Source organism: bacterium, assembly GCA_035295165.1.
Classification (GTDB): domain Bacteria; phylum Sysuimicrobiota; class Sysuimicrobiia; order Sysuimicrobiales; family Segetimicrobiaceae; genus JAJPIA01.
On sequence record DATGJN010000113.1, the window covers coordinates 44,694 to 67,482 of the forward strand.

Consider the following 22,789-nt stretch of genomic DNA (forward strand, 5'->3'; position numbering starts at 1 on the left):
TTTGGAGAAAAAAGAAGCCTCCCACGCACCACGGGAGGTTTCCGGTTGTCGCTCCGGCAACCCGGCTGACTTGCCAGCTCGCGCTGGCCTGTCCCGTGGCTTTGCGTCCCCAGATCTCTCTGGGTTTGCCCCTACAGAAGCGGCACAGCTATGAAGTTGTACCTACTAAGTAATCATATTCATGGAAACTTGTCAAGACACTGTCTGAAAGATTATAACCGCCCGTTGACCCAGCCTCTTGAGATCTTCCGCCATGCCGTCACGCCGCTCGGCCGCAGGCAATGCCGTGTCGTGGCGCTGACGGGTGACTCGCGATTTTATCGCGAGGAACACCCGCTCCACGGCACCCCGACGGCGATCATGACCGTCGCGCGTCGAGCCGTGCTTGGAGCACGACGGCCGCTGCCACGCGGTCGCGCGCGTGGCGCCGTTCCTCTCGACGGGCACCCCCGCGGATCAGCGCGCGTTCCGCCGCGACCGTCGACAGACGCTCATCCCACAGTTCCACGTGGAGTCCGGTGTGCGCGCGCAGCCGCTCGGCGAACGCCTCCGCGTCCCTCGCCGCCGGACCGGACGTGCCGTCCATGTTGCGCGGCCACCCGACGATCACGCTCGCAACCCCATGCGCCGCGCACAACGCCGCCACCTGTCCTACGTCCCCGCGCGCCGACCGATGGGGGATCGTCGTCAACGGGGACGCGACGGTCCCGGTCGGATCGCTGAGCGCGATCCCGATGCGCTTCGTACCGAGGTCGACCCCCAGCACTCGGCTCACCGCGGCCCTCCCGTCGCCCCGGCGATCACTTCGCGGACGATCTCCGGCAGCGCATCGATCGCCTCGGCCAGACGCTCCGGGTCACCCCCGCCCCCCTGCGCCAGTTCGGGTCGTCCACCGCCCCGCGTGCCCAGCCGCCGGTTGAGCGCCTGCATCACCTTGGATGCGGCCGCGCCGCGCTCCACGGCACCGGGCGTGGCCATGACCACCAGCTCGATCCGGCCGTTCGCGCCGCCGGCGGCCACGATGACGCCGGCCGGAAGGCGCGGCTTCACGCGGTCCCCAAGGGCGCGCAGCGCCGCCTGATCGGCGCCCGCGACGGTCACGCCGACGACCGCGATCCCATCCACGTCCCGCGCCGACCGCACGAGCGCATCAAGATCCGGAACCGCGACGCCTACCCTGGCGCGCTCCGCGCCACGCTCCACGGCCCGCCGCCGTTGTTCGAGCTGCTTCACGCGCTCGGGCAACGCGTCGGGCGCCACGCGCAACTCGGCGGCGGCCTCCCGCAGCTTCGTCTGGGCCGCGTGAACCCGGTCTGACGCGCCCCGGCCGGTCACGGCTTCGAGGCGGCGGGTCCCGGCGCCGACAGAGCCTTCGTTCGTCACGAGAAACAGACCGATCTCCGACGTCACCCGCACGTGCGTGCCGCCGCACAACTCGCGGCTGTACGCGTCGATGCTGACGACACGCACCTCGTCGCCGTACTTCTCCCCGAACAGGGCCATCGCGCCGGCATCGACGGCCTCACGGTACGACATCACCGCGGTCTCGACCGGCAGCGCGCCCAGAATCTGCGCGTTCACGCGATCCTCGATCCGGGTGAGCTCGTCGGGCGTGAGCGCGGCCATGTGCACGAAATCGAAACGCAGGCGGTCGGGCGCCACCAGCGACCCCGCTTGGCGCGCGTGCTCACCGAGGATCTCGCGCAGCGCCTTGTGCAACAGGTGCGTCGCGGTGTGGTTGCGGGCGATATCGCTCCGGCGCGCCGCGTCGACCGCCAGCCGGACGCGGTCCCCTTCTCGCAGCAGCCCCGCCGCGATGCGCCCGTGGTGCACCCACACCCCGGGCACGGGCCGCTGGGTGTCGCGCACCTCGACCGCCCCCCTCGCCCCGCGAATCTCGCCCGTGTCGCCGACCTGCCCGCCGGCCTCCCCGTAGAACGGGGTCCGGTCGCAGACGATCTCCACGTCCTGGCCGGCCTCCGCCGCGCGCACCCGCCGCCCGCCGGCGAGGAGCGCCACGACGCGGCCCTCGGCCTCGAGCGCATCGTACCCGAGGAACACCGTCTCGGTGCCCGCGTCCCGCAGTTCGCCGTATGCGGTTCGATCCGGGGCATCGAACTTGAACGCCAGCGCCCCGCGGGAGCGTTCGCGCTGCCGCTCCATCTCCGACGCAAACTCCGCCTCGTCGATCTCCATCCCGGCCTCGCGGGCGACGTCCCGCGTCAGATCAGGCGGGAAGCCATACGTATCGTACAGCCGGAACACCTCGGCGCCCGGCAGCGACGACCCGCCGCGTGCGCGGGTCTCGGTGATCAGCGCGTCGAGCCGCTCGAGCCCGGCGTCCAGCGTGCGCTCGAATCTCGCCTCTTCGGCCCCGAGCACGTCGCGGATGTACGGCCGCTGCTGCACCACTTCGGGGTACGCATCCCCCATGACGGCGATCACCTCGTCTGCGACGCGGGGGAGCAGCGCCTGCGGTCCCTCGGTGGCGTGCGTCGATCCCGGATCCTCGGCGATCATGCGCCGGGCGAACCGCATCGCGCGCCGCATGATCATCCGAAGGACGTAGCTGCGCCCCTCGTTGCCTGGCACGACGCCGTCGGCAACGAGAAACGTCATCGCGCGGCCGTGATCGGCCAGTACCCGATACGCCACGGCGTGCGCCGCCCGCTGCGCCGCGCTGTGGCCCAGGATTCTGGTCTGGATCCCGCCGAGAATCGGCAGGAACAGGTCGGTATCGTAGTTCGTCGGCACGTGCTGCAGCACCGAGACGATGCGCTCGAACCCCATGCCGGTATCGACGCCCGGCTTCGGCAGCGGCGTGCGGACGCCGCCGGGCGCCTGGTTGAACTGCATGAACACCAGGTTCCAGATCTCGATCCACCGGCCGCAGCCATTGTCGAGGGCGACGCTGCAGTCCGCCCGGCCGCACGTACACGCCTCGGGCCCCCAATCGTAATGCAGTTCGCTCGTCGGTCCGCACGGCCCGACATCGCCCATCATCCAGAAATTCGTCTTCTCGCCCATCCGCAGCACCCGCGCGGGGGACGCGCCGACCGCGGCCCACGCGTCTGCGGCCTCGTCGTCGTCGTGGAACACCGTGAAGACCAGGCGGTCCTGCGGAATACCCAGCGGACCGGTCACCAGCTCCCAGGCGAACCGCACCGCGTCGCGCTTGAAGTAGTCGCCGAAACTGAAGTTGCCGAGCATCTCGAAGAACGTGTGATGCCACGGCGACGGGCCAACGTTCTCGAGATCGTTGTGCTTGCCGCTCACCCGCATGCATTTCTGGACGGTGGTCGCGCGGAGGTACGGCCGCTGCTCCAGCCCGAGGAACACGTCCTTGAACTGGACCATCCCCGCGTTCGTGAAGAGCAGCGTGGGATCGCCTGCGGGAACGAGCGACGCGCTGCGGACGCGCCGGTGCCCCTGCCCCTCGAAGTAGCGAAGGAAGATTTCCCGGACCTCGGCGCCCGTCTTCATCCGACGCGGACCGTCGTCACGCGCCCTCGACCGCGGCCGCGCGCACCGACGCGAGCAGGCGGTCCGTCTCCGCGACGGCGCCGTCGATCCCGACTGCGGCGCGATCGACCAGGTCCGGCGTGATCGTCAGTGGCGGCGCGACCCTGATGACCTCGGGCTTGTTCAGGGTATAGAAGGTGATCACGCCCCGGTGGCCGGCCTCCGCCGATACCATGAGCGCATAGTCGCTGTGCACGAACTCCACCCCGAGCAGCAGCCCGCGGCCCCTCACGTCGCGGATCACCGACGGATATCGCCGCTGGATCTCGCGCAGCCGCGCCAGGAACCGTTCCCCCATCGTCACCGCCCGCTCGGCCAGCCGCTCCTCCACCAGCACCTCGAGCGTCGCGATCGCCGCGCGGCACGCCAGGGGGTTCCCGCCAAACGTGGACGAGTGAATGTAGGGCTGGCGCTGGAACTCCTCCCACAGGGCGGGCCGCGCGATGAACGCGCCGATCGGGATCACCCCGCCGCCGAGCGCCTTCGCCATCGTCAGGATGTCGGGGACGACGCCGTCGTGCTCCACGCAGAACAACCGCCCCGTCCGCCCCAGCCCAGTCTGGATCTCGTCGGCGATCAGGAGGACCCGACGGCGGTCGCAGATCTCGCGCACCCGCCGCAGGTATCCGGGCGGCGGTACGATCACGCCGGCCTCGCCTTGAATCGGCTCGAGGATCACCGCGGCGGTGTCCGGTCCGACCGCCCGCTCGACCGCGTCCGCGTCCCCGAACGGCACGTGCGTGAATCCCGGCACAAGCGGTCCGAACGGCCCGCGGTAGTACTCCCGCCCCGTCGCTGACAACGCGCCGAGCGTCTTGCCGTGGAACGCCTCCTGCATCGCGACAAACCCGGGACGGCCCGTCGTGAGCCGCGCCAGCTTGAGCGCCCCCTCCACCGCCTCGGCGCCGCTGTTGCAGAAGAAGCTGTACTGGAGGTCGCCGGGCGCAAGCGCCGCGAGCCGCTCGGCGAGCTCGGCCGGCGCGGCGCTCGGCATCGTCCGCACCGACATCGGCATCCGGTCCAGCTGATCGCGCACCGCGGCCAGCACGCGTGGATGACGGTGGCCGACGTTGAAGATCGCGGGGCCGCACGCGCAGTCGACGTACTCCCGGCCGTGCGCGTCCCAGACGATGCAGTCTTCCGCAGCCCACTCGATCGTCTCGGACCCGCCGAACTTGAACAGCCGCGCGAGCCCCGGGTTCACGTACCGGCGGTACCGCTCGATCGTGTCCGCGACCAGCCGCTCGCGTTCCGCGGCGGGAAGCAACGCCACCGGCGGCACGCGAGCGCCCCCCGCCGGCGCGCCGGCGGCGTCACGCGACTCCGGGGTCACCGCGCACCTCCGCCGAGCCCGCGGTCCCCGGCGCCAGCCGGGTCAGCGCCGCCTGGGCGCGGCGGACGACCTGGCGGGTCTCTTTGTATTTGATGCGGTCCAGCGCGTCGTCCAGCGTCACCCACTCGCACCGGACGAATCCCTCCTCGCGCTGCGGGGACGGTTCTTCACCGCCGAGGAACTCCATCAGGTAGTAGTGCACGGTCTTGTCGTAGTATGTATCTTCCGCCTTCCAGAAGAAGACGTACCGCTCTTCGCCGAGATCCGACACGATCCGGACGTTGTGGATCCCGGTCTCCTCGGCCACCTCGCGCCGCGCGACAGCCTCCGGAGTCTCCCCGGGCTCGATCGTGCCCTTCGGGAGCATCCATTTGCCCGTTTCGTGCTGCAGGAGGAGGATGCGGAAACCGTCCCCGGATACGTCTGCCGCGCTCCGCCGGAACACCACGCCGCCCGCGCTGCGAGCGGGCTTGATCTTGCGCCACGGCTGCGGCACCGTCAACCTCCTGCGTGTGCGCGATGGCATCGCCCGAGAGGCGAGGCGGGCCGTCTCCAACCTCGGATACGGGGGCGGCCCCACGAGGCCCCCACCCACGTCCTGCCGTTTCGGCACGCGGCCGGCGGCAACCCGTCGAAACCGGGGTCAGTGGCTGCGCTTGCGTCGAACGGCGCGGCGGCGGCGCTTCTGGCTCGGCTTCTCGTAGTGCTCGTGGCGCTTCGCGTCTGTGAGGATTCCGGACCGCTTGACTTGGCGCTTGAACCGACGGAGGGCGCTGTCCAGCGTCTCGTCCTTGCCAACTCGAACCTCGGTCAACCGGCCCACCTCCAGGACAACCAGCCCTGCGATGCCGCCATTATACACGACCGACACGCGAGTCGCCAAGACGGTCGTGACATCGAAGGATGTCGAGGCGAACGTGAGGCGATGACCTCACGGAGAAGCGCACCGGGCTGATGCGTCGACGGTCGGAGCTCGCGATGCCGCGGCTCCGCGCGGGGACGACGGCTTACTGCGTCGACGCGCTCGCGGGCACGCGCTTCACCGTGACAGACCGGACGACCAGGTTCTCCTTACGGTCGCCGGCCCCGTTGACGGCGAAATCCCAACCCCACGTCTTCGAGAAGTCTGCGTCGGAGATCCGGAAGGTGTAGGTCGTCCAGCCAGCGCCGGCGTCGACCCACTGCCACGGGCCGAACCGGTATCCCGTCATCGAGTCGTACATCAGGTTGAACCCGACCAACTGAGCTGCACTGGCCCGGTGCACCTCGACCGTCACCAGAAAGTCGTAGCGTCCGTCGTTGAAGTACGCGAACGAGTCGTCGATGTTGAAGTAGACGTACACCGCTTCCGAGGTCGGGTCGGTCCGGACGGCGGGGCTCCCGTCCATGGTCACGGCCACCACAGCGCCGGACGGGAGGCCGCGAAGGCGCTGATTGTACAGCCCGTGCTCATCATCCACCGCGCCGAGTTTCACGGAGACCGTGTCCGCGTTGGAAAAGTCGGACGCCGGGTCCCGAGGGATCACGAGCGGTCCCTGCTCCGCGGTCCGGACGGCCTCCTGCGCCACCGCGACACCGGGGTTGGTGACAAACACCGGCTCGGGGCCGAAGGACACCGTGCCGACCGGCCCCGGGGCGGCAATGAGCGGCTGCCCCGTGGCGCCGACGAGCGCCGGTACGCCGGCGGTGACAAGCGGCACGGATTGCGTCCCCGTCGCGGTCCATCCGACGACGACCGGCGCCCCGGCCTTCACGAACACGAGCGCGGCCACACCGGGACCGCGGTCGAGGCGTCCGATGAACCTCGCGCCGTCAAGGTAGCGCATCGCCGTCGTCACCGCGGGATCGACCGTCGGCCAGAACTCACGCGTCACGCCCTCCGCGAGGCCGACCGCGGCGAGCTGGACGGGCGCCCCCCAGGCCTGGACGCTGTTCAACCAGAGCTGGTGTCGCGCGTCGTTCAAGATCCGCGCGCGGATGGTGCTGAGCGCGCGAAGCACGTCCGCCGGCTGTCGGCCGCGCGGGTAGAGCATGATCGCGTCGAAATCGTTGCCGTCCTTCCGGAGCATCGCCTGCACGTAGGGGAGATCGAGCCCGCCGGGCGCCGCGGCGACGACGAGCGCGTTGGGATCGGCGTGGCCCGCGGCGACGCGCACGGCGTGGAGCATCTCTTGATAGTCGCGCGTGGTGCCTCGGAAATCCGCGAGGTCGAGCGACGGCTCCACCTGCCACGCCGCGACCCGCCCGTGGTAGCGCTGCGCCGCCGCGGCGACGAACCCGCTCCAATCGGCGACGCGCTTCGGCGGTTGGTGGCTCCAAACGAACGGCGGGGCGTCCGGGGTCATCGCGGCCCACTGCGGCACGTGCTCGAGCAGCACGACGACGTGGCGGCGCTGGGCATCGGCCTGGCGGATCTCAGCGTCGAGGGCGCCCCACGAGTACACGGCCCGCTTGGGCTCGATCGCCGACCAGTCGGCCGGGATCCGGATCCAATCGATCCCGGGCGGATCCACGACCGCTGCCGCGCCGGCGGCCGCCGCGTCCACACCGAACGCATGGACCGCCGCGGCGCCGGCCACAGGCGAGAGCGCGGACTGCGCCCGCGCCGCAGGTGGGATCGCGACCAAGAACACGACGATGGCCATGACCGACACGCGCACGATTCCCACGATGTCCTCCCCGGTCGGCGGGTGACCCGTCTCGGGAGCACCCGTTCCCCCATGCTAGTATTCTTACCCCGTCTCCGCAACTCTCGCGCAGCCGGCGCGCCTGCCGGCACCACGCGCTTCGAGGCGCGCGGCGCACCGGAGGAGCGGGTGCGATGGGGTGGAATATCTAGCGCCATGTGGCAATCACCGAAGGCGATCTCCCTCGTCGCGGGGCACGGCGAAGGAGGCACCGAGCTCAATGCGTTTGATCGCGCCCTGATGGACGCCGGCGCCGCCGACCTCAACTTCCTGCGTGTTACCAGCATCCTGCCGCCCGGCGCGCGGGTCATCGAGCTGCCGCCGTATCCGCCCGGTCTCTTGATGCCCGCGGTGTATGCCCGCATCGTCAGCACGCGTGCCGGTGACCGCATCAGCGCGGCGATCGGCGTCGGGGTCTCGCGCGACAGCCACGGGGTGATCATGGAATACACCGGCCACACGTCGCGCGCCGAGGCGGAACAGATCGCTCGGCAGATGGTCGTCGAAGGGTTCGAGATACGCCGCCTGGCGCTGGACGAGGTCGTCGTCGCCGCCGCCGAGCACAGGGTTGAACGGGCCGGGTGCGCCGTGGCGCTCGCCCTATTCTGGCCGACGCCTACCGGGCTGCCGCGGTGAAGGGTGCCTGGATCACCGATCAGGGGTGTGTGGACTTCACCTCCACCTTCCAGGTCACGCGCCGTCTGCACGACGAACAAACGCCGTATCAGCACCTGGAGATCTACGAAAGCCCCCGGTTCGGCCGGATGCTCGTGCTGGATGGCGCGGTGCAGACGACCGAGGGCGACGAGTTCGTGTATCACGAGATGCTCGCGCACCCCGCGCTCCTCACCCACCCGGCGCCCCGCCGCGTGCTGATCGTCGGCGGCGGTGACGGCGGGCTGCTGGAGGAGGCGTTGAAACACCCGGTCGAGCGGGCCACGATGGTCGAGATCGATGACGCCGTCGTCCGGACGAGCCGCCAGTACCTCGACCTCATCTCGGGCGGTGCGTTCGACGACCCGCGCACGCAGCTCGTCATCGGGGACGGCATCGCCTACGTCACGGAGGGGCACGACCCGTTCGACGTGGTCCTTGTGGATTCGACCGATCCCGCGGGACCGGCCGTGGGGCTGTTCAGCCAGGCGTTCTACGCCGCGATCGCCCGGCGGCTCGCGCCGCAGGGTGTGGTCGCCGTGCAATCAGGCTCCGCCGTGTACCAGCAGGACCTCATCGCGATGGTGCACCGGAATTTGGCGCCGTCGTTTCCGATCGTGCGCACGTACGTGGCAACCGTGCTGGCGTACCCGGGCGTCGTATGGTCGCTCACGTTGGGCTCGCTCGGCCGAGATCCGCTCGCGCTCGGCGTCGATGAGATCAACCGCCGCACGCAGGGGTTCGGCCTCCGCTACTACACCCCCCGGGGCCACCACGCCGCGTTCGACCTCCCACCGTACCTGCGCGCGGGCATCGGGCCTCGATGACGTTTCTCGCGGCACGCCGCCCGGGCGCTGGGCCGCCCGCGCGGGTGACGCTGCTCGGGGTTCCCTACGACACGACGGCGTCCTTTCGGCGCGGAAGCCGGTTCGGACCGGACGCGATCCGCCACGCGTCGGACAGCATCGAGACCTACAGCCCCACGCTGGACCGGGATCTCGAGGACGCGTCCTTTGTCGACGCCGGCAACCTGAACGTGGAGGGGCTCCACCCCACCGCCATGGTGAGGGCGATTCTGCGGCAGATGCCCCCCGGCGTGCCGTTCTTGCTCGGCGGCGAGCACACGGTCACCCTCGGCGCGGTTCGAGGGATCACACCCAGGTTCCCCGACGTCACGGTGCTGCAGTGGGACGCTCACACGGACCTGCGCGACGCCTACGACGGCCAACACACCGCCCACGCCACGGTGATGCGGCGATTGCTCGACGGGGCGCTCCCGTTGGTCCAGTTCGGCGTGCGAGCGGGAACGCGCGAGGAGTTCGCGCTGGCACGCGAACGGTGCCTCCACTCATCGCGAAGCCTGACGCCGCCGCCCGGCTTGCTGGACATGCTGCGGACCCGATCCCTGTATCTGACGGTCGACATCGACGTCCTGGATCCCGCCGTCGCGCCCGGCACCGGGAACCCGGAGCCCGACGGCGCGGCCTATGCCGATCTGCTCGGCGCGCTGCGGGGCCTTGCCGGATGCCGCATCGTGGGGATGGACTTGGTCGAGGTCGCGCCGGCACTGGATCCGAGCGGCCGAACCGCGATTATCGCCGCGTCGCTCGTGCGCGAGATGCTGCTCCTGTTCGGCGCGTAGCACCCCGCCGTCGCGCGCGCTTCACCGGGACCCGCCGCTCCGCTGACATCCCGGCCGTCCAGTCCTGCGGACAGCGGCACGGCGACGTCCCGCATCGCGGACACCCCCGGGCGTACCGCGCCACCGCCCGGTCGACGTCTACGCCGCACAGCGCCGCCACGCTGAGCGTCCACGCCACGACGTCCGACAGTTCAAGCGCAAGCTCCTCCGGATGCGCACCGCGGAAACTCTTCGCGACCTCGCCGAGTTCTTCGACGAGCCGGCGAAACGTGGCGTCCAGCCCGCGGGCGCGGTCGCGCGCGCCGAACGTCCGCGCGATCTGCGCCTGCAGGGCCCGCACGTCGATGCCGCGCCGGGCGCGGGGCCGCCTGCGGGTCACCGCATCACGACGACGCGGGCTTCGAGGCCGATCGACGTCCCGCCATCAGTCACCGGGACGCCGTACACCGTCATCGGCCTCCCCGACGCCGTCTGCGAGAGATCGGCGCGCGCGCCGCCGCGGAGCACGTAGGTGTCGGCCGAGGTCGAGATCATCGTGTCGGCGACGACGAGGCCGCCGAGCCCGCTGACGAGTTGCTCAACGGGGCCGGAGACCTGCGCGGCGTCCGGCGCGGAGAACGTGACGTCGATGCGGGTGGCCACGAGGCTCCCGTCTGAGTTCAGCGGGCCGGCGACTTGGAGAATATCGTACGGGGCCACCGTGCCCGGCGGCACCGTCAGGCCGTTGACGCGGACGACCGTGGCGGTCGTCATGACGATGCTGCGCCGGCTCCCGACGCTGGTGAGCACGTCGACCGTCGAGCCGGAGCGGCCGACAACCACGCCGGCGCGGGAGATCGGGCCCGGTGTGACGGCGGCCGCGGTCACCTGCGGCGACGCGACTTCCACGATGAGCCCGAGCATCTGCGCGTCCGGCCGCGCCACCGCCCACAGCATCGCGGGTTCACCGGCCCGCACGGCCGCGAGCGGGATCGCGTGGGCCCCCGCATCGAGAATCAAGGTCGCACCGAGGAGGCGGATCGTCCGCGTCCCGGTGAGCGCCACCTGGTGCCATGCCGTCCCGCCCTGAAACCAGTCCACGCGACCGTCGCCAGCGAACGTGAACGCCAACGTACTTCGGGACCGATCGATCCCGGCCACGGTGCCCGAGGCGACGACGCGTCCCCAGCCCTTGGCGAGCGGCGCCGGGCCGCCCGGGGCCGTGACGCCGACGACCGGCGCGGTGAGCCACGCCAGGGCCAGGATCACCCCCGCGAAGATGCCCCTGATCCACGGCGATCGTCTCACGCTACCGCTCACCATCCCCGTCTCTCCGGCCGCCGCGCGCCCACGCACCCACCCGGTCGCCGCTACCGTCGGGGCGGCGTCAGCTGCGGACCGACCGACGACGCGCGGTGGAGTGCGCCGTCCACCGTCTGCTGCAACGCGTCCGGGGTTACGCCGAGATCCCGCGCGAGCCGAGTCGCGGGGAGACGGCCCTGCAAGAACTGCACGGCCGTCGGGACATCCACCTGAAGAGCCTGCGACAACATCACCGCGCGCGTGATCTCGGTAAACGTGAGCCCCTGGCTCCGCAGCCGGCCGACGATCTCCGGATCCACCGCGGCCTTCTCCGAGACGGTGTGCACGAGCGCCTGTTCCTGCCCCGAGACGAATTGACCGGCGATCGCCATCAGCGTGTCGGTCGGCACCGTTCCCACCGCCGTGAGGTGCAGGCCGCGCTGCTCCCAGATCACCACGCGGAAGTAGCCGAGATCGACGAACCGCCCGGGTTGCCCGCCGACCCGGACCGGCTGTCCGAACGCCGGCGCGCCGATCGACCCGGCCGGCGCCTCGAACAGCGACAGCAGCGTCTCCCCGTCGCTGTACCGAAGGTACACGGACGTCAGGCTGCCGAACCGGCTGACGGCGCCGCCGCTGAACGTATAGCCCTCCGGCAGCACCGGCGGGACGAGCACCGGGAACCCCGCCTGTCGCGCGAGCGCCTCCGGGCTCGCCGACTCCGCAGTGGTCGTGAGCATCTGGAACACCCGCGCGCCGGCGGGCAGCCGGAACCGGAAGTACGCGGCCGGAAGGTTCAGGCTGAAGCTGATGCGCGAGAAGTAGGTGGTCAGCACGACGCCGCGCGATGGATCCCGCTCCTCGGTGCGCAACACGGTCCCGGTGGCCTGATCGACCCACAGCTCCCGGCTGACCCCCGGACCGTTCGGCTCGAGCAGCACGACGTACGCCTGACGCCCGATCACTTCCTCGCTACCGAGCCCGGTCACCCGGTAGTTCCGATGCAGCAGGCTGAGATTGCCGCGGAGAGGATCGCCGTCCATCGTCGGGCCGTCGAACGCCAGGTTCAGACGCGGCTCGTAGTGCCACTCCGTGGCGCCGTCGTCCACGATCAGGCGGCCGGCCACGTCCTCCGGCGACAGGTATTCCAGACGCGTCATGTTCGGTCGCTTGTGGAACTCCGCCGCCGTGACCGTCTCGGCGCGCCCGTTGCGCAGCACCGTGATGATCTTCGTGCCCTCATAGTCGATGAGCCGGGGCGCATCCAGCGCGAGCTGCAGCACGCGGTCCGGGGTCACCGGCAGCTGCGGCACCGGTGCCGCGAGATTCGCGCCCGCGCCCAGCAGCACGAGCGTCGCCGCCGCGACGAGTCCCCGGCCGAGCCGGAGCCGGCTCATCGCGCGGCCGCTCCCGCGGGCGTCGCATCGCCCGACAGCACGAGGTCGGCGTCGCCGGTCATCAGCCCAAGATAGGCCCGATCGACGAACGGTTCCGCACTCATCGCCTGCGCATGCTGCCTGACGTAGAGGTCGACGCCGATCTCCGACGCGTGCAGGCGGTCGATCGTGCCCTTGACGAGCGGCGTGGTCGCGAGCGCGAGCGCCACGATCGCCGCCGCAGACGCCCACACCACCCGCCGCCCGAAGACCGGACGACGCACGGCCACAGTGGCCGGACGCGCGCGCTGCGGCGTCCGCACCGCCGCCCAGAACTCCGCCGGCGGCTCCGCGACCGGCAGTTCGCCGAGAAGCGCCTTCGTGGCCCGAAGCCGGTCGTAGGCGTCCCGGCACACCGCACAGTCCAGCAGGTGCTCCTGGACGGCGGCGGTCTCGGCCGCATCGAGCTCGCGATCAAGGTACGCCGAGAGCAGCCGGCTCGCGCGAGCGTGGTTCAGCGTCATCGCTCCCACCCCCGCCGCCGGGCGTCCACGTACGGCCCGAGCCGCTGTTGCAGGATCTGCCGGGCGCGATGTAGCCGGGATTTCACCGTGCCCAAAGGCACACGCAAGGACATCGCGATCTCCTCGTACGAATAGCCTTCCACGTCGCTCAGCACGACCACCATCCGAAGATCCTCGCTCAACGTCCCGAGCACCCGCTGAATCGTCGCGTCCAGTTGCTCGCGCTCGATGATCGCCTCGGGGCTCGACGCCGGATCCGGCATCTCGCGCAGGAACTCGCCGCGCGGGGTCTCCACTGGCGCATCGAGCGACTCGACACGCCCGCGCGGACGCTTGCGCAGCAGGTCGATGTGCAAGTTGCTCACGATCCGGTACAGCCAGCTCTCCAGCGGCGCGTCAGGCTCGACCCGCCGCAACGCTCGGTAGACGCGGAGGAACGCCTCCTGCGACAGGTCCCGGGCGTCGGCCTCATTGCCCGTCATCCGATACGCGACGTTGTAAACATGGCGCGCGTACCGCTGCACGATCGCGTCGTACCGCGCCAGTTCCTCGGTCGTATACGAGACGGGCTGCGAGGCGTTGGGTCGCGCCATCGACACCACCGCGGCCGGCCTGCCCATTTGCTCTCTTACAACGGGCGGGGTCGGGGAAAAGTTCGCGACGCGCGCCTACCGCGCGACGACGTTGACCAGCTTTCCGGGCACGACGATCACATCCTCGACCGACTTGCCGTCTAGGAACTTCCGGACCTTGTCGCTGCCGAGCGCCGCCTCCTTGAGGTGCACATCGTCGAGACCGGCGGGCACCGTCACGCGGTCGCGGACGCGGCCGTTCACCTGCAACACCAACGTCATGGTGTCCTCGTGCACGGCGGCCGGATCCCAGGCGGGCCACGGCTGCCGGTGCACGCTGTATGTCCCGCCCAAGCGCGCCCACAGCTCCTCCGCGAGATGCGGGGTCAGCGGCGCGAGCATGAGCGCGAGCGTGCGCAGTGCCGGGTGCCACTCCGCGGTCTCGGCCGCCCCCTCCTCGCGGAGTCGTCCCAGCGCGTTCGCGCACTCCATCAGCGCCGCGACCGCGGTGTTGAACCGGAAGCCCTCGAGATCCTCGGTGACACGCCGCAACGTTTGGTGGATCGCGCGCCGGACCTGCGCCGGGACCTCCAGCGACGGGGCCCGGCCGTCCGGCGGAGGATCGACGACGAGATGCCACACCCGCAGGAGGAACCGGTGCACGCCCTCGATCCCCTTCGGGTTCCACGGCCCGCCGCCGTCCCACGGCCCGATGAACATGAGGTACGCGCGCACGACGTCCGCACCCATCGTCCCGACGTAGTCGTCGGGGTTGACGACGTTGCCGCGGGACTTGCTCATCCGGTTCCCGTCGGGACCGAGGATGATTCCCTGGTTGAACAACCGCAGCATCGGCTCGTCGAACGGCACGAGCCCGAGGTCGCGCATCGCCTTCGTGAAGAACCGCGCGTACATCAGGTGCAAGACCGCGTGTTCGATCCCGCCCGTGTACTGGTCGACCGGCGCCCACGCGCGGAGCTTGGCCGCATCGAACGGCGCCGCCCCGTTGTGGGGGTCGAGGTACCGGAACTGGTACCAGGACGAATCGACGAAGGTGTCCATCGTGTCGGTCTCCCGCTCGGCGGTTCCGCCGCACGTCGGACACGTCGTCCGGCGGAACCCGTCGTTGTGCTTGAGCGGGGACTCGCCCGTCGGCAGAAACTCGGCGTCCTCCGGGAGCACGACCGGCAGATCGGCGTACGGCACCGGCACCGCCCCGCAGGCGGGACAGTAGATGATCGGGATCGGTGTCCCCCAGTACCGCTGGCGGCTGATGAGCCAGTCCCGCAGTCGGTACGTGACGGCCGCCCGGCCGCGGCCGGCCTGCTCGAGCGCCTCGGTGATGCGCCGCTTCGCGTCCTCGCTCGGCAGTCCGTCGAACGCGCCCGAGTTGACCAGCACGCCCTCGCCGGCGTACGCCTGTGCGAGCGGCTTGCCGTCCCAGTCCGGGGGCGAGATCACCACCGGGATCGGCAGGCGGTACTTCCTGGCAAATTCGAAGTCCCGGCCGTCGTGCGCCGGCACCGCGTGGATCGCGCCGGTCCCGTACGTGAGCAGCACGTAGTCGCCGATGTACATCGGCACCCGCGCGTTCGTCAGCGGGTGCCTGGCGTACGCCCCGATGAACACGCCCGTCTTCTCTCGGTCCTCGGCGAGCCGTTCGATCTCCGTCTGCCTGCGGGCCCGGTACACATAGGCTGTGACCTCGGCCCGATGCTGCGACGTCGTCAGCTTCTCAACCAGCGGGTGCTCGGGCGCGAGTACCAGGAACGTCGCGCCGAACAGCGTGTCCGGGCGCGTCGTGAAGACGGTGATCGGATCGCCCTGCTCGCTCGTGTAGACGATCTCCGCCCCCTCGCTGCGTCCGATCCAGTTGCGCTGGAGCGTCTGCACGCGCTCGGGCCACTCCATCTTGCTGAAGTCGAGCAACTCGTCCGCGTACTTGGTGATCCGGAAGAACCACTGCTCGAGGTCCTTCTTGATCACGGGGGTCCCGCACCGTTCGCAGACGCGGTCGGCGCCGACCACCTGCTCCCGCGCCAGCGTGGTATTGCAGTTCGGACACCAGTCCACGGCGGCCAGGGCGCGGTAGGCCAGCCCCGCCTCGTGGAACTTCAGGAAGAACCACTGGTTCCACGTGTAGTATTCGGGACGACAGGTCACCACCTCGCGCGACCAGTCGAACATCGCGCCCATCGAGCGTAGCTGGCCCCGCATACGCTCGATGTTTGCCATCGTCCACTTGTAGGGATGGATCCCGTGCTGGATCGCCGCGTTTTCCGCGGGGAGCCCGAACGCATCGAACCCCATCGGGAACAGGACGTTGTGCCCGCGCATCGACAGATACCGCGCCTTCGCATCCGACGGCGTCATCGCGTACCAATGCCCGATGTGCAGGTCTCCGCTCGGGTAGGGATACATCGTCACGAAGAGGAACTTCGGGCGCGACGGGTCGTTGCCGACGCGGTACAGCCCGTCGGCGTTCCATCGGGTCTGCCACTTGGCCTCAATCACGCGTGAGTCGTACGATTCGCTCATGCGATCTCCGGTTGCGGCCGGGGTCTCGGAACGGCCTGTTCGGCGGCGTGGCCTCCGAATACCACCATAGTACCGCGAACTGCTCCCGTTGAGACGACGGAAACGTCCCGAATATTTCGAGGCGGCGGAAAGTGAGCCCTGCCCTACATGGCGTCGCGCACCCCGGCGCCGAGGTACCCGGTCGCGGCGATCAGGACGGCGCCGAGGAGCGACAACGGCAGCAGCGCCCACCCGGGCGAGTTCTGCGTACGCCACCGCCACAGGAAGTTCGCGAGGTACACCGCCGTCGTGGCGTACGCGACCCAACTGTGGAGTTGGTGGCGGACGACGAGCGCAGTCCCTACGCCCTGCGCTTCGACCGCAAACAAGTCCGTCCAGCCGAGCGCGATCGACGCGCCCGCGCCGATCAGGCCGAGGCCAACGAGCCAGTAGGCCGCGCGACGATAGTGGAGGTCCGGCGAGCGCGACCCGATGACGTCGAACAGGGTGCTCGCAAGAAACAGCGCGATCGGGAAGTGCACGACGAGAGGGTGGATCAACACGACCGTCCACCCCGGACGGCACGCGACTCCACGGTCGCCCGCACCTGAGCCACCTCGCTCCCCCCTGACACCGGCTCGGCGGACGCCACCGCTGTCTCGCTGCGCCCCCGCAACGCCTGAGAGTTACTCCGCGCGCGGTCCCATCCCTCCCCGCGGGCACGGCGGCCGCGACCGGCGAGTGCATGGCCGCGCGGGAGCCGGGCGGGCGTGCCACGGCCCCGGCGGACGCCGCCGGGGCCGGGATGCGCTGCGCTGAGTCTACTGGCCGAGATCCTGGGACGCCGCCTGGAGGTGGCGGGACACGACCAACACGAACGGCTGGGCCTCATTGATGTCCTTGGAGGCGAGGGCCTGCTTCGCCAGGCTCTGGGAGATCATCGCCTCCTGGAGCGCGGACTGCGCGCCCGGCATCATGTGCATCACGGCCGCCTGGAGGTCGGGGATGATCCCGTTGCCCTGGCCCTGGCACGGGTTCCCCGCCTGCGCGAAGAAGTCCGGGCCGTTCGGGCCCTCCAGGCAGTTCAGCACATGGTGCGTGTGCAGCTGGACTGCCGCGAGCGCGTTGGCCTTCTGGGCAAGCTCGCCCGCATGGAACGTGGCGGTCTTCAACTCCGTCTGAATCTGCGCGGCCGTGCCCATCATCATGTTCTGCGCAGATCCTGTCAGCGGCATCCCGAGTACTACCGCGCACACGAGCACAAGCGCCCCCGCTGCGATCGTCCTCACGTGATCCTCCCTCGAAACGGTTTTGATCAATCCTCGCCCATGATCCTCGTCGAATGTAACGGCGGTATGTCGCCGCTTCTCCGCCTGTGCCGGGGACATTCGGCCGCGAGACGTCTCGGTTGTCGGACATTGGTGCATCGGCACCGCCCGGTCCGGATCCTCCCGGTGGTTTCTCACGGCGCAGGACCATTCCCTCTCGGCACAAGGACCCGATGACGCCGCCGGGGTGCTCACGCGGCGGACCTGTCGTGTCAACGCGAACCCGCGTCTCGGCCCCCCTGGCGATCGTCCTCGCAGTGGTGCTCTGGAGCGGCGTCCTGTTCGCCGCGTCCGCGACGCCCGGGGCTCCTCCTCCCCCCGCACCGCCGGAGCGCACGGGCCCGCCGCGGAACATTCGTCGTGAGTCGTGGACTACAGCTGGCCGGGCCGGGTCGTGGTGGTGACGCGCGCCGGCCGGATCGTCTGGTCGTACGCACCCGCCAGCGGTGACGGACGTCTCGACCACCCGTCGCTGGCGATCGGGCTTTCGAACGGCGACTTTCTGCTCAACGACGACTTCCACGACCGAGTGCTCGTCCTCGGACGCGACATGCACATCCGCTGGCAGTGCGGGCACACCCGCGTCCCGGGCCGAGCGCCAGGCTACCTGAACGACCCCGGCGGCGTCGACCTCAAGCCGCCATCGTTCGGGCGCTGACGCGCACGACGCCGCGTCCGCGCGCCCGTCATGGGTTTGTCATCATCGCCCGCTACGCTGGATGCGACCGATGACAGAGGAGGTCGGCGTCGTGAAAAGCCAACAGGAGATGGCCGAGCTGGCCATGACGGAAGCACAACTGCGGATCGTCCGCTCGAAGCTCCGCGAGTGGCGAAAGGTGCAGCGCCGGTTGGAGCGGCGCGCGCGAATCCTCCGGCGCGTCCTCGGCGAGACCCGGATCGTGCACTGATCGCGGCCCGCCGCGTTGGTCTCGCCCTACGGCTCAAGCGGATCGACGGGTCGCCCACCCTCGCGGATCTCGAAGTAGAGGTGCGGGCCGGTGCTCCAACCCGTGCTCCCGACGCGCGCGATGACCTGGCTCTTCCACACGTGCTCGCCGACCCGCACCGCGCTGGATGAAAGGTGCGAGTACGTCGTGGACAGTCCGTTGCCGTGGTCGAGGATCACCAGCATCCCGTTCGCCGGCATCCACCCGCTGAAGATCACCGTACCATCGGCCGGGGCGCGGACCACCGTCCCCATGGGGGCGGCGATGTCGATGCCGGTGTGAAACTCTGGGGTGTGGAAGATCGGATGAATGCGCCATCCGTACTCGGACGTGATGTCGCCTTTCACCGGCCACGGTAGCCTGCCGTTGAGCAGGGTCGGGACCGGCCCGCGATGCTCCCCAGAGCCGGACCGCACGACGATCGCGCGGATCCGCGCGGACTCGGCCTCGAGGTCAGCGAGCACGTGGTGTTCTTGCTCGGCGATCCGTACCAGGCGTTCGCGGCGCTCGCCGCTTTGTTGAGGAACCGCCAATGCGGCTCCAGGCCAAACCCACGCGTCGGTCCCGGACGGGGGCGCGGCGGCGGGTCGTCCGGCCGGGGGATCGATCGCGCCGGGGGCTGGTGAACCCGCCGGCACCGCGTCAGGGGCGCCTGCCGGATCGATCGCGATCAACATCACACGTTGGTCCGTCCGCACGCGTTGCCCCGGTGCCACGGCGCTGTCCATGATCCATCCGCTCGCCGGTGCGCGGATCACCGTCTGTGCGAGCGCAACGTCGGCGCTCCGAGCGGCGTCCTCCGCGTCGATGACGTCGGCCTGTGCGGCGGCAAGGTCGCGAGCGCGCCGCTGGGCCTCGACGATCTGCGCTTCTGCCCGGCGGGCCAGCCCTTCCGCACGCGCGACCTGCCGGGCGGCCTCGGCGGCAGCCTCCCCGGTCGCCTGCCGTGACAGGTCGGCGTCCCGACGCGCCACGAGCAGCGAAACCAGATGCGCCTGGGCTTCGCGCACCGACGCATCGGCGACGTCCGCCCGCGCCTGCGCCCTCGAGGACCGATCGCCGTCCGCGGCCACCTGCTGCGCCGGAATCGCTCCGTCTACCAGCAGCGCCTGGTCGTGATCACCCTGCTGCCGCGCCGCCGCCAACTCGGCGCCGGCGGTGCGCGCGCGTGCCTGCGCCTGAGCCACGGCCTCCTGGGCGCCCTCGATCTCGGACGACGTGGCGGCGCGATCGCGTAGCTCCTCCGGTCTGTCGGCCTGGGGGGGTGCGCTCGAGGCGGACGCGAGTCGGGTTTGCGCCTGCCGAACCCCGACCGCAGCGGCCTCCACCTGCGCCCGCGCCGTCTCGGACGCCGCAGTGTCCGCGGCCAACCGGTCGGCGGGGATGGCCCCGTCCGCGAGCAGGGCTTGGTCCCGGTCGGTCTGTTGTCGCGCGCTGTCCAGTTGCGCCTGCGCGGCGCGGAGGACATCGGCCCGTGCGGCTGCCATCTGTCGCTCCGCTTGCACGACCGCCTCAGCCACGGCGCGATCGCCCGTCCCCGCGCGGGCCTGCGCGGCCGGTCGGACAGGGTGGACCGGCGGGAGCGTGCGCAGCGCCTCCCCCACCCCGACGCTCGCGGCCCGCTCACCGTCCGACAGGGCCGTACGCGCGAGCCCGACCGCCGCGCGCGCTTTCGCCACCCGCGCACGCGCCTGGACCAGCGTCAACCGGTATGTCGTGGGATCGAGTTCCACGAGCACCGTCCCGGCCTTTACGTGCTCGCGTGCCACGGCGCTCACTTGGGCCACGGTCCCCGGTACCCGCGCCACCACAGGGGCCACATTCCCGGCGCGCGCGCGCTCCACGCTGATCAACGCGGGCGTAGCACGCCAGGAGGCGACCCGCGGCGCGAGCAGCGCGACCATGACCACCGCCGCTGCCGGTGCTGCCAGCCAGTTCGAGATCCGTGGGCTTCGCCGCATCGCGGTCCTTCCGGAAGGGACTCGTCCAACCCGACGCACCGCGCTCGGCCGCATCGCCAATCCTGCAACCGGCAGGGCGCCGAACCCTAGCGTACGAAGACGTGCGGACGCGTGTCAACGCACGACCGTCCTCCGTTCGAGCACGCACGCGCAGGTTTTGTGGCACAGGGTCGGCCCGGACTGTCCGTTTGATTCGGATTCACCGATACGTCCCCCAAGGAGCGGTACAACACCATGGCGTACTGGTGATCTATCAGACGAGGAGTAGTGTGCCGATGGCCTGGGAATTGACAGCGACGGGTGTTGGGCCTCTCTCGTGGGAGGCGTGGACGGCGATTGGTACATGGCTGCTCGCGGTTGTGGCCGCGGCCCTGGCGTGGGCGCTTGCGCGACGGTCACGGCGGGACGCCCGCGCGCAGATCGAGACGATGCGCGAGGCCGCGACCGCGCAGGTGGCCGCCGTGGAGCAGGCGGCGATCGAACAGCGCGACGTGACCGAGCGCATGGCGCGGGCCCATATCGACATGATGCGCGAGGATCTCCGGGCCCGACTGCTCTTGCACTACGCAACGCAGTGGGACTCGGCGCGGATGGTCGAACAGCGAAAGCGCCTCGCGGGCATGCTGTTGTCGTCCGTCCAGTCGGGCACGTCCGTGTCCCATGAAGGCGTGAGCAGCGAGGTCCCGAACTTCTTCGAGTCGGTCGGCCTCTTGCTCGGACGCGGGCAGCTGGACGCGGAGATGGTGTGGCACGTGTTCGGCTACAGTGCGATGCGGTACGGACGGGTCCTCCGGTGGTTCTTCGTGAAGGACCGGGAGGCCCACGCCGACCCGCACCTCTGGACGGCCGCGCTCGAACTCCTCGCCACCCTCCAGAAGGTCGAAGAGGCGCACACGAAGCGCGCCCATTCCGAGTTCCCGCGCGACGAGATGCTCCGGTTCCTACGAGAAGAGCTGCAGGCACCACCGGCGGCCGCGGCGGTAGTCAGACCAAGCAGGTGACCGGAGCCACTCGCGCCGGATCGCGATCGCGCGCGTACGCCCCGTTCAGGTCGTCGCTCCTTGCCCATCGGCCTGGCGGGGTGCGCTTGCGCGACCGGCCCGCGGGTGTTTGTCCGCGCCGGTCGATCACGCCGAGGTGGTGGCCCGCCTGCTCCTTCTGGACAGGGCCACATCGTGCTGCCACAAGCGAACACACGCCACAAAGACCCTTGCCACCGTAAGAGTGGCAGCAACGCGCGCAGTGGAGTGTCCACCGCGGACCCGATTTCACGACCCGGGCCGGTTGCCGCCAAGGCAAAACGGAGCAAGGTCCCGACGCGGCGCGTCTGGCTAAGCGGGGCGGCCCCGCGACGGACAAAGATGTCTCCGTCGCAGCGGCAAGAGGTCGCCAGACAAGCGGTCCTGGCTCGATGAGGAGGCCCGGAACAGCCTGGGCTATCCGCCCAGTCCACCAGGTGGATTATCCCGTGCGCTCGTCAATGGGAATCGAGGGTACCAGCAGCTTCGCGTGTGGAGATCATACGGCCTTCCCCACGCCACGCAACAAGCGCGGTGGCCAGCCCTCCCGGCGCACCATCGCGAGCGACTGGTACTCCTCGTAGGCGTGCGGGTGCTCTTCGCGCAGATGCGCGACCCAGTCCTCGGCGCGCACCCACGCTTCGCAGTGCGGGCACTGAATGTACATATTCAACGCCATCGTATCGGCAGCATCCACGACTATCAACGCTCTGGTTGCGCCGCCCCACCAGTACTTACTTCACCAACACTGTAGTCCGCGGAGAAACTGACACCCATCGGGCGCGTGACGGATCTGATTGCAGAAAACTTGCAGGAAAGGTGCGATCCAGTTCGCCATTGTGCGGGTTGGAGAGACGCAATGTCACATGCTAGCGTCATTGATGGAACGGCCGCGCTGGACTCCTTGGGTTCAGCGCTGAGCGTGTCTTAGGATACAGGTCAGTGGAAGCCATGGGGTGATCGCCGATCTCGAATGCGGGAGTCCGGCGGGAGACAGGCGAGGTTTGGGTTATAGTTCAGGGCTGAGGAAGACTGATGGTGGGTATGAAATGGCTGTAGTTGCAAGGGGCTACTCAGCGGGCACGCTCCGAAGCGAGGTTTGCTAAAAGCCTCCGCCCGGGATGGAGGGACTCCGCCTCCGGAGAGAACGGCTGGACGACGAGATGGGTAGTGCAGCTACTATGGGTAGCATGACCGCCCGCAGAAAACCAGTCGAGCTGTCGCGCTGGTGTGTGCGATGCTGTGGGAGGTGATCTCGTCGATGTCGCCCGCCTATCTGCTTGCCCTGTCAACACCGGTTGAAATCTCCGCGTAGTGCCGGTTGAAAATTCCCCAGCCCGTCAGGTGTTCGATATCACCTCCTGTCCGCCCGGCCGGTGCGCGATGATCGCATCGGTGGGCTGGGCTCGGTGCCTTGGGCCGCTAG

22 protein-coding genes and 1 riboswitch are annotated in these 22,789 nt (G+C 69.9%); of the genes, 6 read left to right on the forward strand and 16 right to left on the reverse strand.

The genetic code is table 11. The annotated features are described in order from the left end of the window. Positions 1-52: 52 nt before the first annotated feature. Positions 53-140: riboswitch (cyclic di-GMP riboswitch) on the reverse strand. Positions 141-358: 218 nt separating this feature from the next. The 6 genes from ruvX to VKZ50_19930 form a co-directional block, all read right to left on the reverse strand. Next, positions 359-775: a Holliday junction resolvase RuvX gene (gene ruvX / locus VKZ50_19905; protein ID HLJ61998.1), complete on the reverse strand. Its 417-nt coding sequence runs from the start codon at positions 773-775 to the stop codon at positions 359-361. Then, positions 772-3,483: an alanine--tRNA ligase gene (gene alaS / locus VKZ50_19910; GenBank protein ID HLJ61999.1), complete on the reverse strand. Its 2,712-nt coding sequence runs from the start codon at positions 3,481-3,483 to the stop codon at positions 772-774. Before alaS ends, ruvX begins: the two co-directional genes overlap by 4 nt. Before the next feature lie 16 nt (positions 3,484-3,499). Continuing rightward, positions 3,500-4,855, reverse strand: coding sequence for an aminotransferase class III-fold pyridoxal phosphate-dependent enzyme (locus VKZ50_19915; protein ID HLJ62000.1), 1,356 nt, complete (start codon positions 4,853-4,855; stop codon positions 3,500-3,502). Then, on the reverse strand, positions 4,836-5,351 hold the full coding sequence (locus VKZ50_19920; protein HLJ62001.1) for an NUDIX hydrolase: 516 nt from the start codon (positions 5,349-5,351) through the stop codon (positions 4,836-4,838). Before VKZ50_19920 ends, VKZ50_19915 begins: the two co-directional genes overlap by 20 nt. A 147-nt stretch (positions 5,352-5,498) precedes the next feature. Next, the gene (gene rpsU, locus VKZ50_19925; GenBank protein ID HLJ62002.1) at positions 5,499-5,669 is read right to left on the reverse strand and encodes a 30S ribosomal protein S21; all 171 of its coding nucleotides are present in this window, start codon (positions 5,667-5,669) and stop codon (positions 5,499-5,501) included. Positions 5,670-5,862: 193 nt separating this feature from the next. Continuing rightward, positions 5,863-7,524 carry a hypothetical protein gene (locus VKZ50_19930; GenBank protein HLJ62003.1) on the reverse strand — a complete coding sequence of 554 codons (1,662 nt, stop codon included), beginning with the start codon at positions 7,522-7,524 and terminating at the stop codon, positions 5,863-5,865. A gap of 174 nt (positions 7,525-7,698) precedes the next feature. Here VKZ50_19930 and VKZ50_19935 point away from each other — a divergent pair, with 174 nt between their 5' ends. The 3 genes from VKZ50_19935 to speB are packed head-to-tail and all read left to right on the forward strand — an operon-like array spanning position 7,699 to position 9,838. Further along, positions 7,699-8,178, forward strand: a complete 480-nt coding sequence (locus tag VKZ50_19935) for an arginine decarboxylase, pyruvoyl-dependent (protein HLJ62004.1) — start codon at positions 7,699-7,701, stop codon at positions 8,176-8,178. Next, positions 8,175-9,023, forward strand: coding sequence for a polyamine aminopropyltransferase (speE, locus tag VKZ50_19940; GenBank protein ID HLJ62005.1), 849 nt, complete (start codon positions 8,175-8,177; stop codon positions 9,021-9,023). The genes VKZ50_19935 and speE overlap by 4 nt, the downstream gene beginning before the upstream one ends. Next, on the forward strand, positions 9,020-9,838 hold the full coding sequence (gene speB, locus VKZ50_19945; GenBank protein HLJ62006.1) for an agmatinase: 819 nt from the start codon (positions 9,020-9,022) through the stop codon (positions 9,836-9,838). The genes speE and speB overlap by 4 nt, the downstream gene beginning before the upstream one ends. Here speB and VKZ50_19950 read toward each other — a convergent pair. From VKZ50_19950 to VKZ50_19985, 8 genes are all read right to left on the reverse strand, one after another. Continuing rightward, positions 9,789-10,217, reverse strand: a complete 429-nt coding sequence (locus VKZ50_19950) for a MazG nucleotide pyrophosphohydrolase domain-containing protein (GenBank protein ID HLJ62007.1) — start codon at positions 10,215-10,217, stop codon at positions 9,789-9,791. The two genes, speB and VKZ50_19950, sit on opposite strands and share 50 nt — an antisense overlap. Beyond that, positions 10,214-11,140, reverse strand: a complete 927-nt coding sequence (locus tag VKZ50_19955) for a DUF5666 domain-containing protein (protein ID HLJ62008.1) — start codon at positions 11,138-11,140, stop codon at positions 10,214-10,216. The genes VKZ50_19950 and VKZ50_19955 overlap by 4 nt, the downstream gene beginning before the upstream one ends. Before the next feature lie 47 nt (positions 11,141-11,187). Next, positions 11,188-12,516 carry a sigma-E factor regulatory protein RseB domain-containing protein gene (locus VKZ50_19960; protein ID HLJ62009.1) on the reverse strand — a complete coding sequence of 443 codons (1,329 nt, stop codon included), beginning with the start codon at positions 12,514-12,516 and terminating at the stop codon, positions 11,188-11,190. Further along, positions 12,513-13,019: a zf-HC2 domain-containing protein gene (locus tag VKZ50_19965; protein ID HLJ62010.1), complete on the reverse strand. Its 507-nt coding sequence runs from the start codon at positions 13,017-13,019 to the stop codon at positions 12,513-12,515. The genes VKZ50_19960 and VKZ50_19965 overlap by 4 nt, the downstream gene beginning before the upstream one ends. Continuing rightward, complete coding sequence (locus VKZ50_19970) at positions 13,016-13,612, reverse strand: sigma-70 family RNA polymerase sigma factor (protein HLJ62011.1); 597 nt, start codon at positions 13,610-13,612, stop codon at positions 13,016-13,018. Before VKZ50_19970 ends, VKZ50_19965 begins: the two co-directional genes overlap by 4 nt. Before the next feature lie 75 nt (positions 13,613-13,687). Continuing rightward, positions 13,688-16,129: a leucine--tRNA ligase gene (gene leuS / locus VKZ50_19975; protein HLJ62012.1), complete on the reverse strand. Its 2,442-nt coding sequence runs from the start codon at positions 16,127-16,129 to the stop codon at positions 13,688-13,690. A 143-nt stretch (positions 16,130-16,272) separates the two neighbouring features. Further along, positions 16,273-16,671 (reverse strand): DUF2231 domain-containing protein, encoded by a 399-nt coding sequence (locus VKZ50_19980; protein ID HLJ62013.1) that lies wholly within the window; start codon positions 16,669-16,671, stop codon positions 16,273-16,275. A 258-nt stretch (positions 16,672-16,929) separates the two neighbouring features. Then, entirely contained in the window at positions 16,930-17,397 is a 468-nt protein-coding gene (locus VKZ50_19985) for a hypothetical protein (GenBank protein HLJ62014.1), read from the reverse strand. A 406-nt stretch (positions 17,398-17,803) separates the two neighbouring features. Here VKZ50_19985 and VKZ50_19990 point away from each other — a divergent pair, with 406 nt between their 5' ends. Together VKZ50_19990 and VKZ50_19995 are read left to right on the forward strand one after the other, a co-directional pair. Beyond that, positions 17,804-18,094, forward strand: a complete 291-nt coding sequence (locus VKZ50_19990; protein HLJ62015.1) for a hypothetical protein — start codon at positions 17,804-17,806, stop codon at positions 18,092-18,094. A 70-nt stretch (positions 18,095-18,164) separates the two neighbouring features. Continuing rightward, positions 18,165-18,344, forward strand: coding sequence for a hypothetical protein (locus VKZ50_19995; GenBank protein ID HLJ62016.1), 180 nt, complete (start codon positions 18,165-18,167; stop codon positions 18,342-18,344). A 26-nt stretch (positions 18,345-18,370) separates the two neighbouring features. On the opposite strand, the gene VKZ50_20000 is transcribed toward VKZ50_19995, so the two are convergent. Beyond that, positions 18,371-20,344 carry a peptidoglycan DD-metalloendopeptidase family protein gene (locus tag VKZ50_20000; GenBank protein ID HLJ62017.1) on the reverse strand — a complete coding sequence of 658 codons (1,974 nt, stop codon included), beginning with the start codon at positions 20,342-20,344 and terminating at the stop codon, positions 18,371-18,373. Positions 20,345-20,619: 275 nt separating this feature from the next. On the opposite strand from VKZ50_20000, the gene VKZ50_20005 reads away from it, so the two are divergent. After that, positions 20,620-21,345 carry a hypothetical protein gene (locus tag VKZ50_20005; GenBank protein HLJ62018.1) on the forward strand — a complete coding sequence of 242 codons (726 nt, stop codon included), beginning with the start codon at positions 20,620-20,622 and terminating at the stop codon, positions 21,343-21,345. Positions 21,346-21,862: 517 nt separating this feature from the next. Here VKZ50_20005 and VKZ50_20010 read toward each other — a convergent pair. Continuing rightward, entirely contained in the window at positions 21,863-22,042 is a 180-nt protein-coding gene (locus tag VKZ50_20010; GenBank protein HLJ62019.1) for a hypothetical protein, read from the reverse strand. Positions 22,043-22,789 lie beyond the last annotated feature (747 nt).

Coding starts and splice junctions, on each gene's coding strand:
- alaS (HLJ61999.1), bottom strand. CDS start 3,483: ATGAAGACGGGCGCCGAGGTCCGGGAAATCTTCCTTCGCTACTTCGAG.
- VKZ50_19935 (HLJ62004.1), top strand. CDS start 7,699: ATGTGGCAATCACCGAAGGCGATCTCCCTCGTCGCGGGGCACGGCGAA.
- speB (HLJ62006.1), top strand. CDS start 9,020: ATGACGTTTCTCGCGGCACGCCGCCCGGGCGCTGGGCCGCCCGCGCGG.
- VKZ50_19955 (HLJ62008.1), bottom strand. CDS start 11,140: ATGGTGAGCGGTAGCGTGAGACGATCGCCGTGGATCAGGGGCATCTTC.
- VKZ50_19960 (HLJ62009.1), bottom strand. CDS start 12,516: ATGAGCCGGCTCCGGCTCGGCCGGGGACTCGTCGCGGCGGCGACGCTC.
- VKZ50_19965 (HLJ62010.1), bottom strand. CDS start 13,019: ATGACGCTGAACCACGCTCGCGCGAGCCGGCTGCTCTCGGCGTACCTT.
- VKZ50_19970 (HLJ62011.1), bottom strand. CDS start 13,612: ATGGCGCGACCCAACGCCTCGCAGCCCGTCTCGTATACGACCGAGGAA.
- leuS (HLJ62012.1), bottom strand. CDS start 16,129: ATGAGCGAATCGTACGACTCACGCGTGATTGAGGCCAAGTGGCAGACC.
- VKZ50_19995 (HLJ62016.1), top strand. CDS start 18,165: ATGACAGAGGAGGTCGGCGTCGTGAAAAGCCAACAGGAGATGGCCGAG.
- VKZ50_20000 (HLJ62017.1), bottom strand. CDS start 20,344: ATGCGGCGAAGCCCACGGATCTCGAACTGGCTGGCAGCACCGGCAGCG.
- VKZ50_20005 (HLJ62018.1), top strand. CDS start 20,620: ATGGCCTGGGAATTGACAGCGACGGGTGTTGGGCCTCTCTCGTGGGAG.
- VKZ50_20010 (HLJ62019.1), bottom strand. CDS start 22,042: ATGGCGTTGAATATGTACATTCAGTGCCCGCACTGCGAAGCGTGGGTG.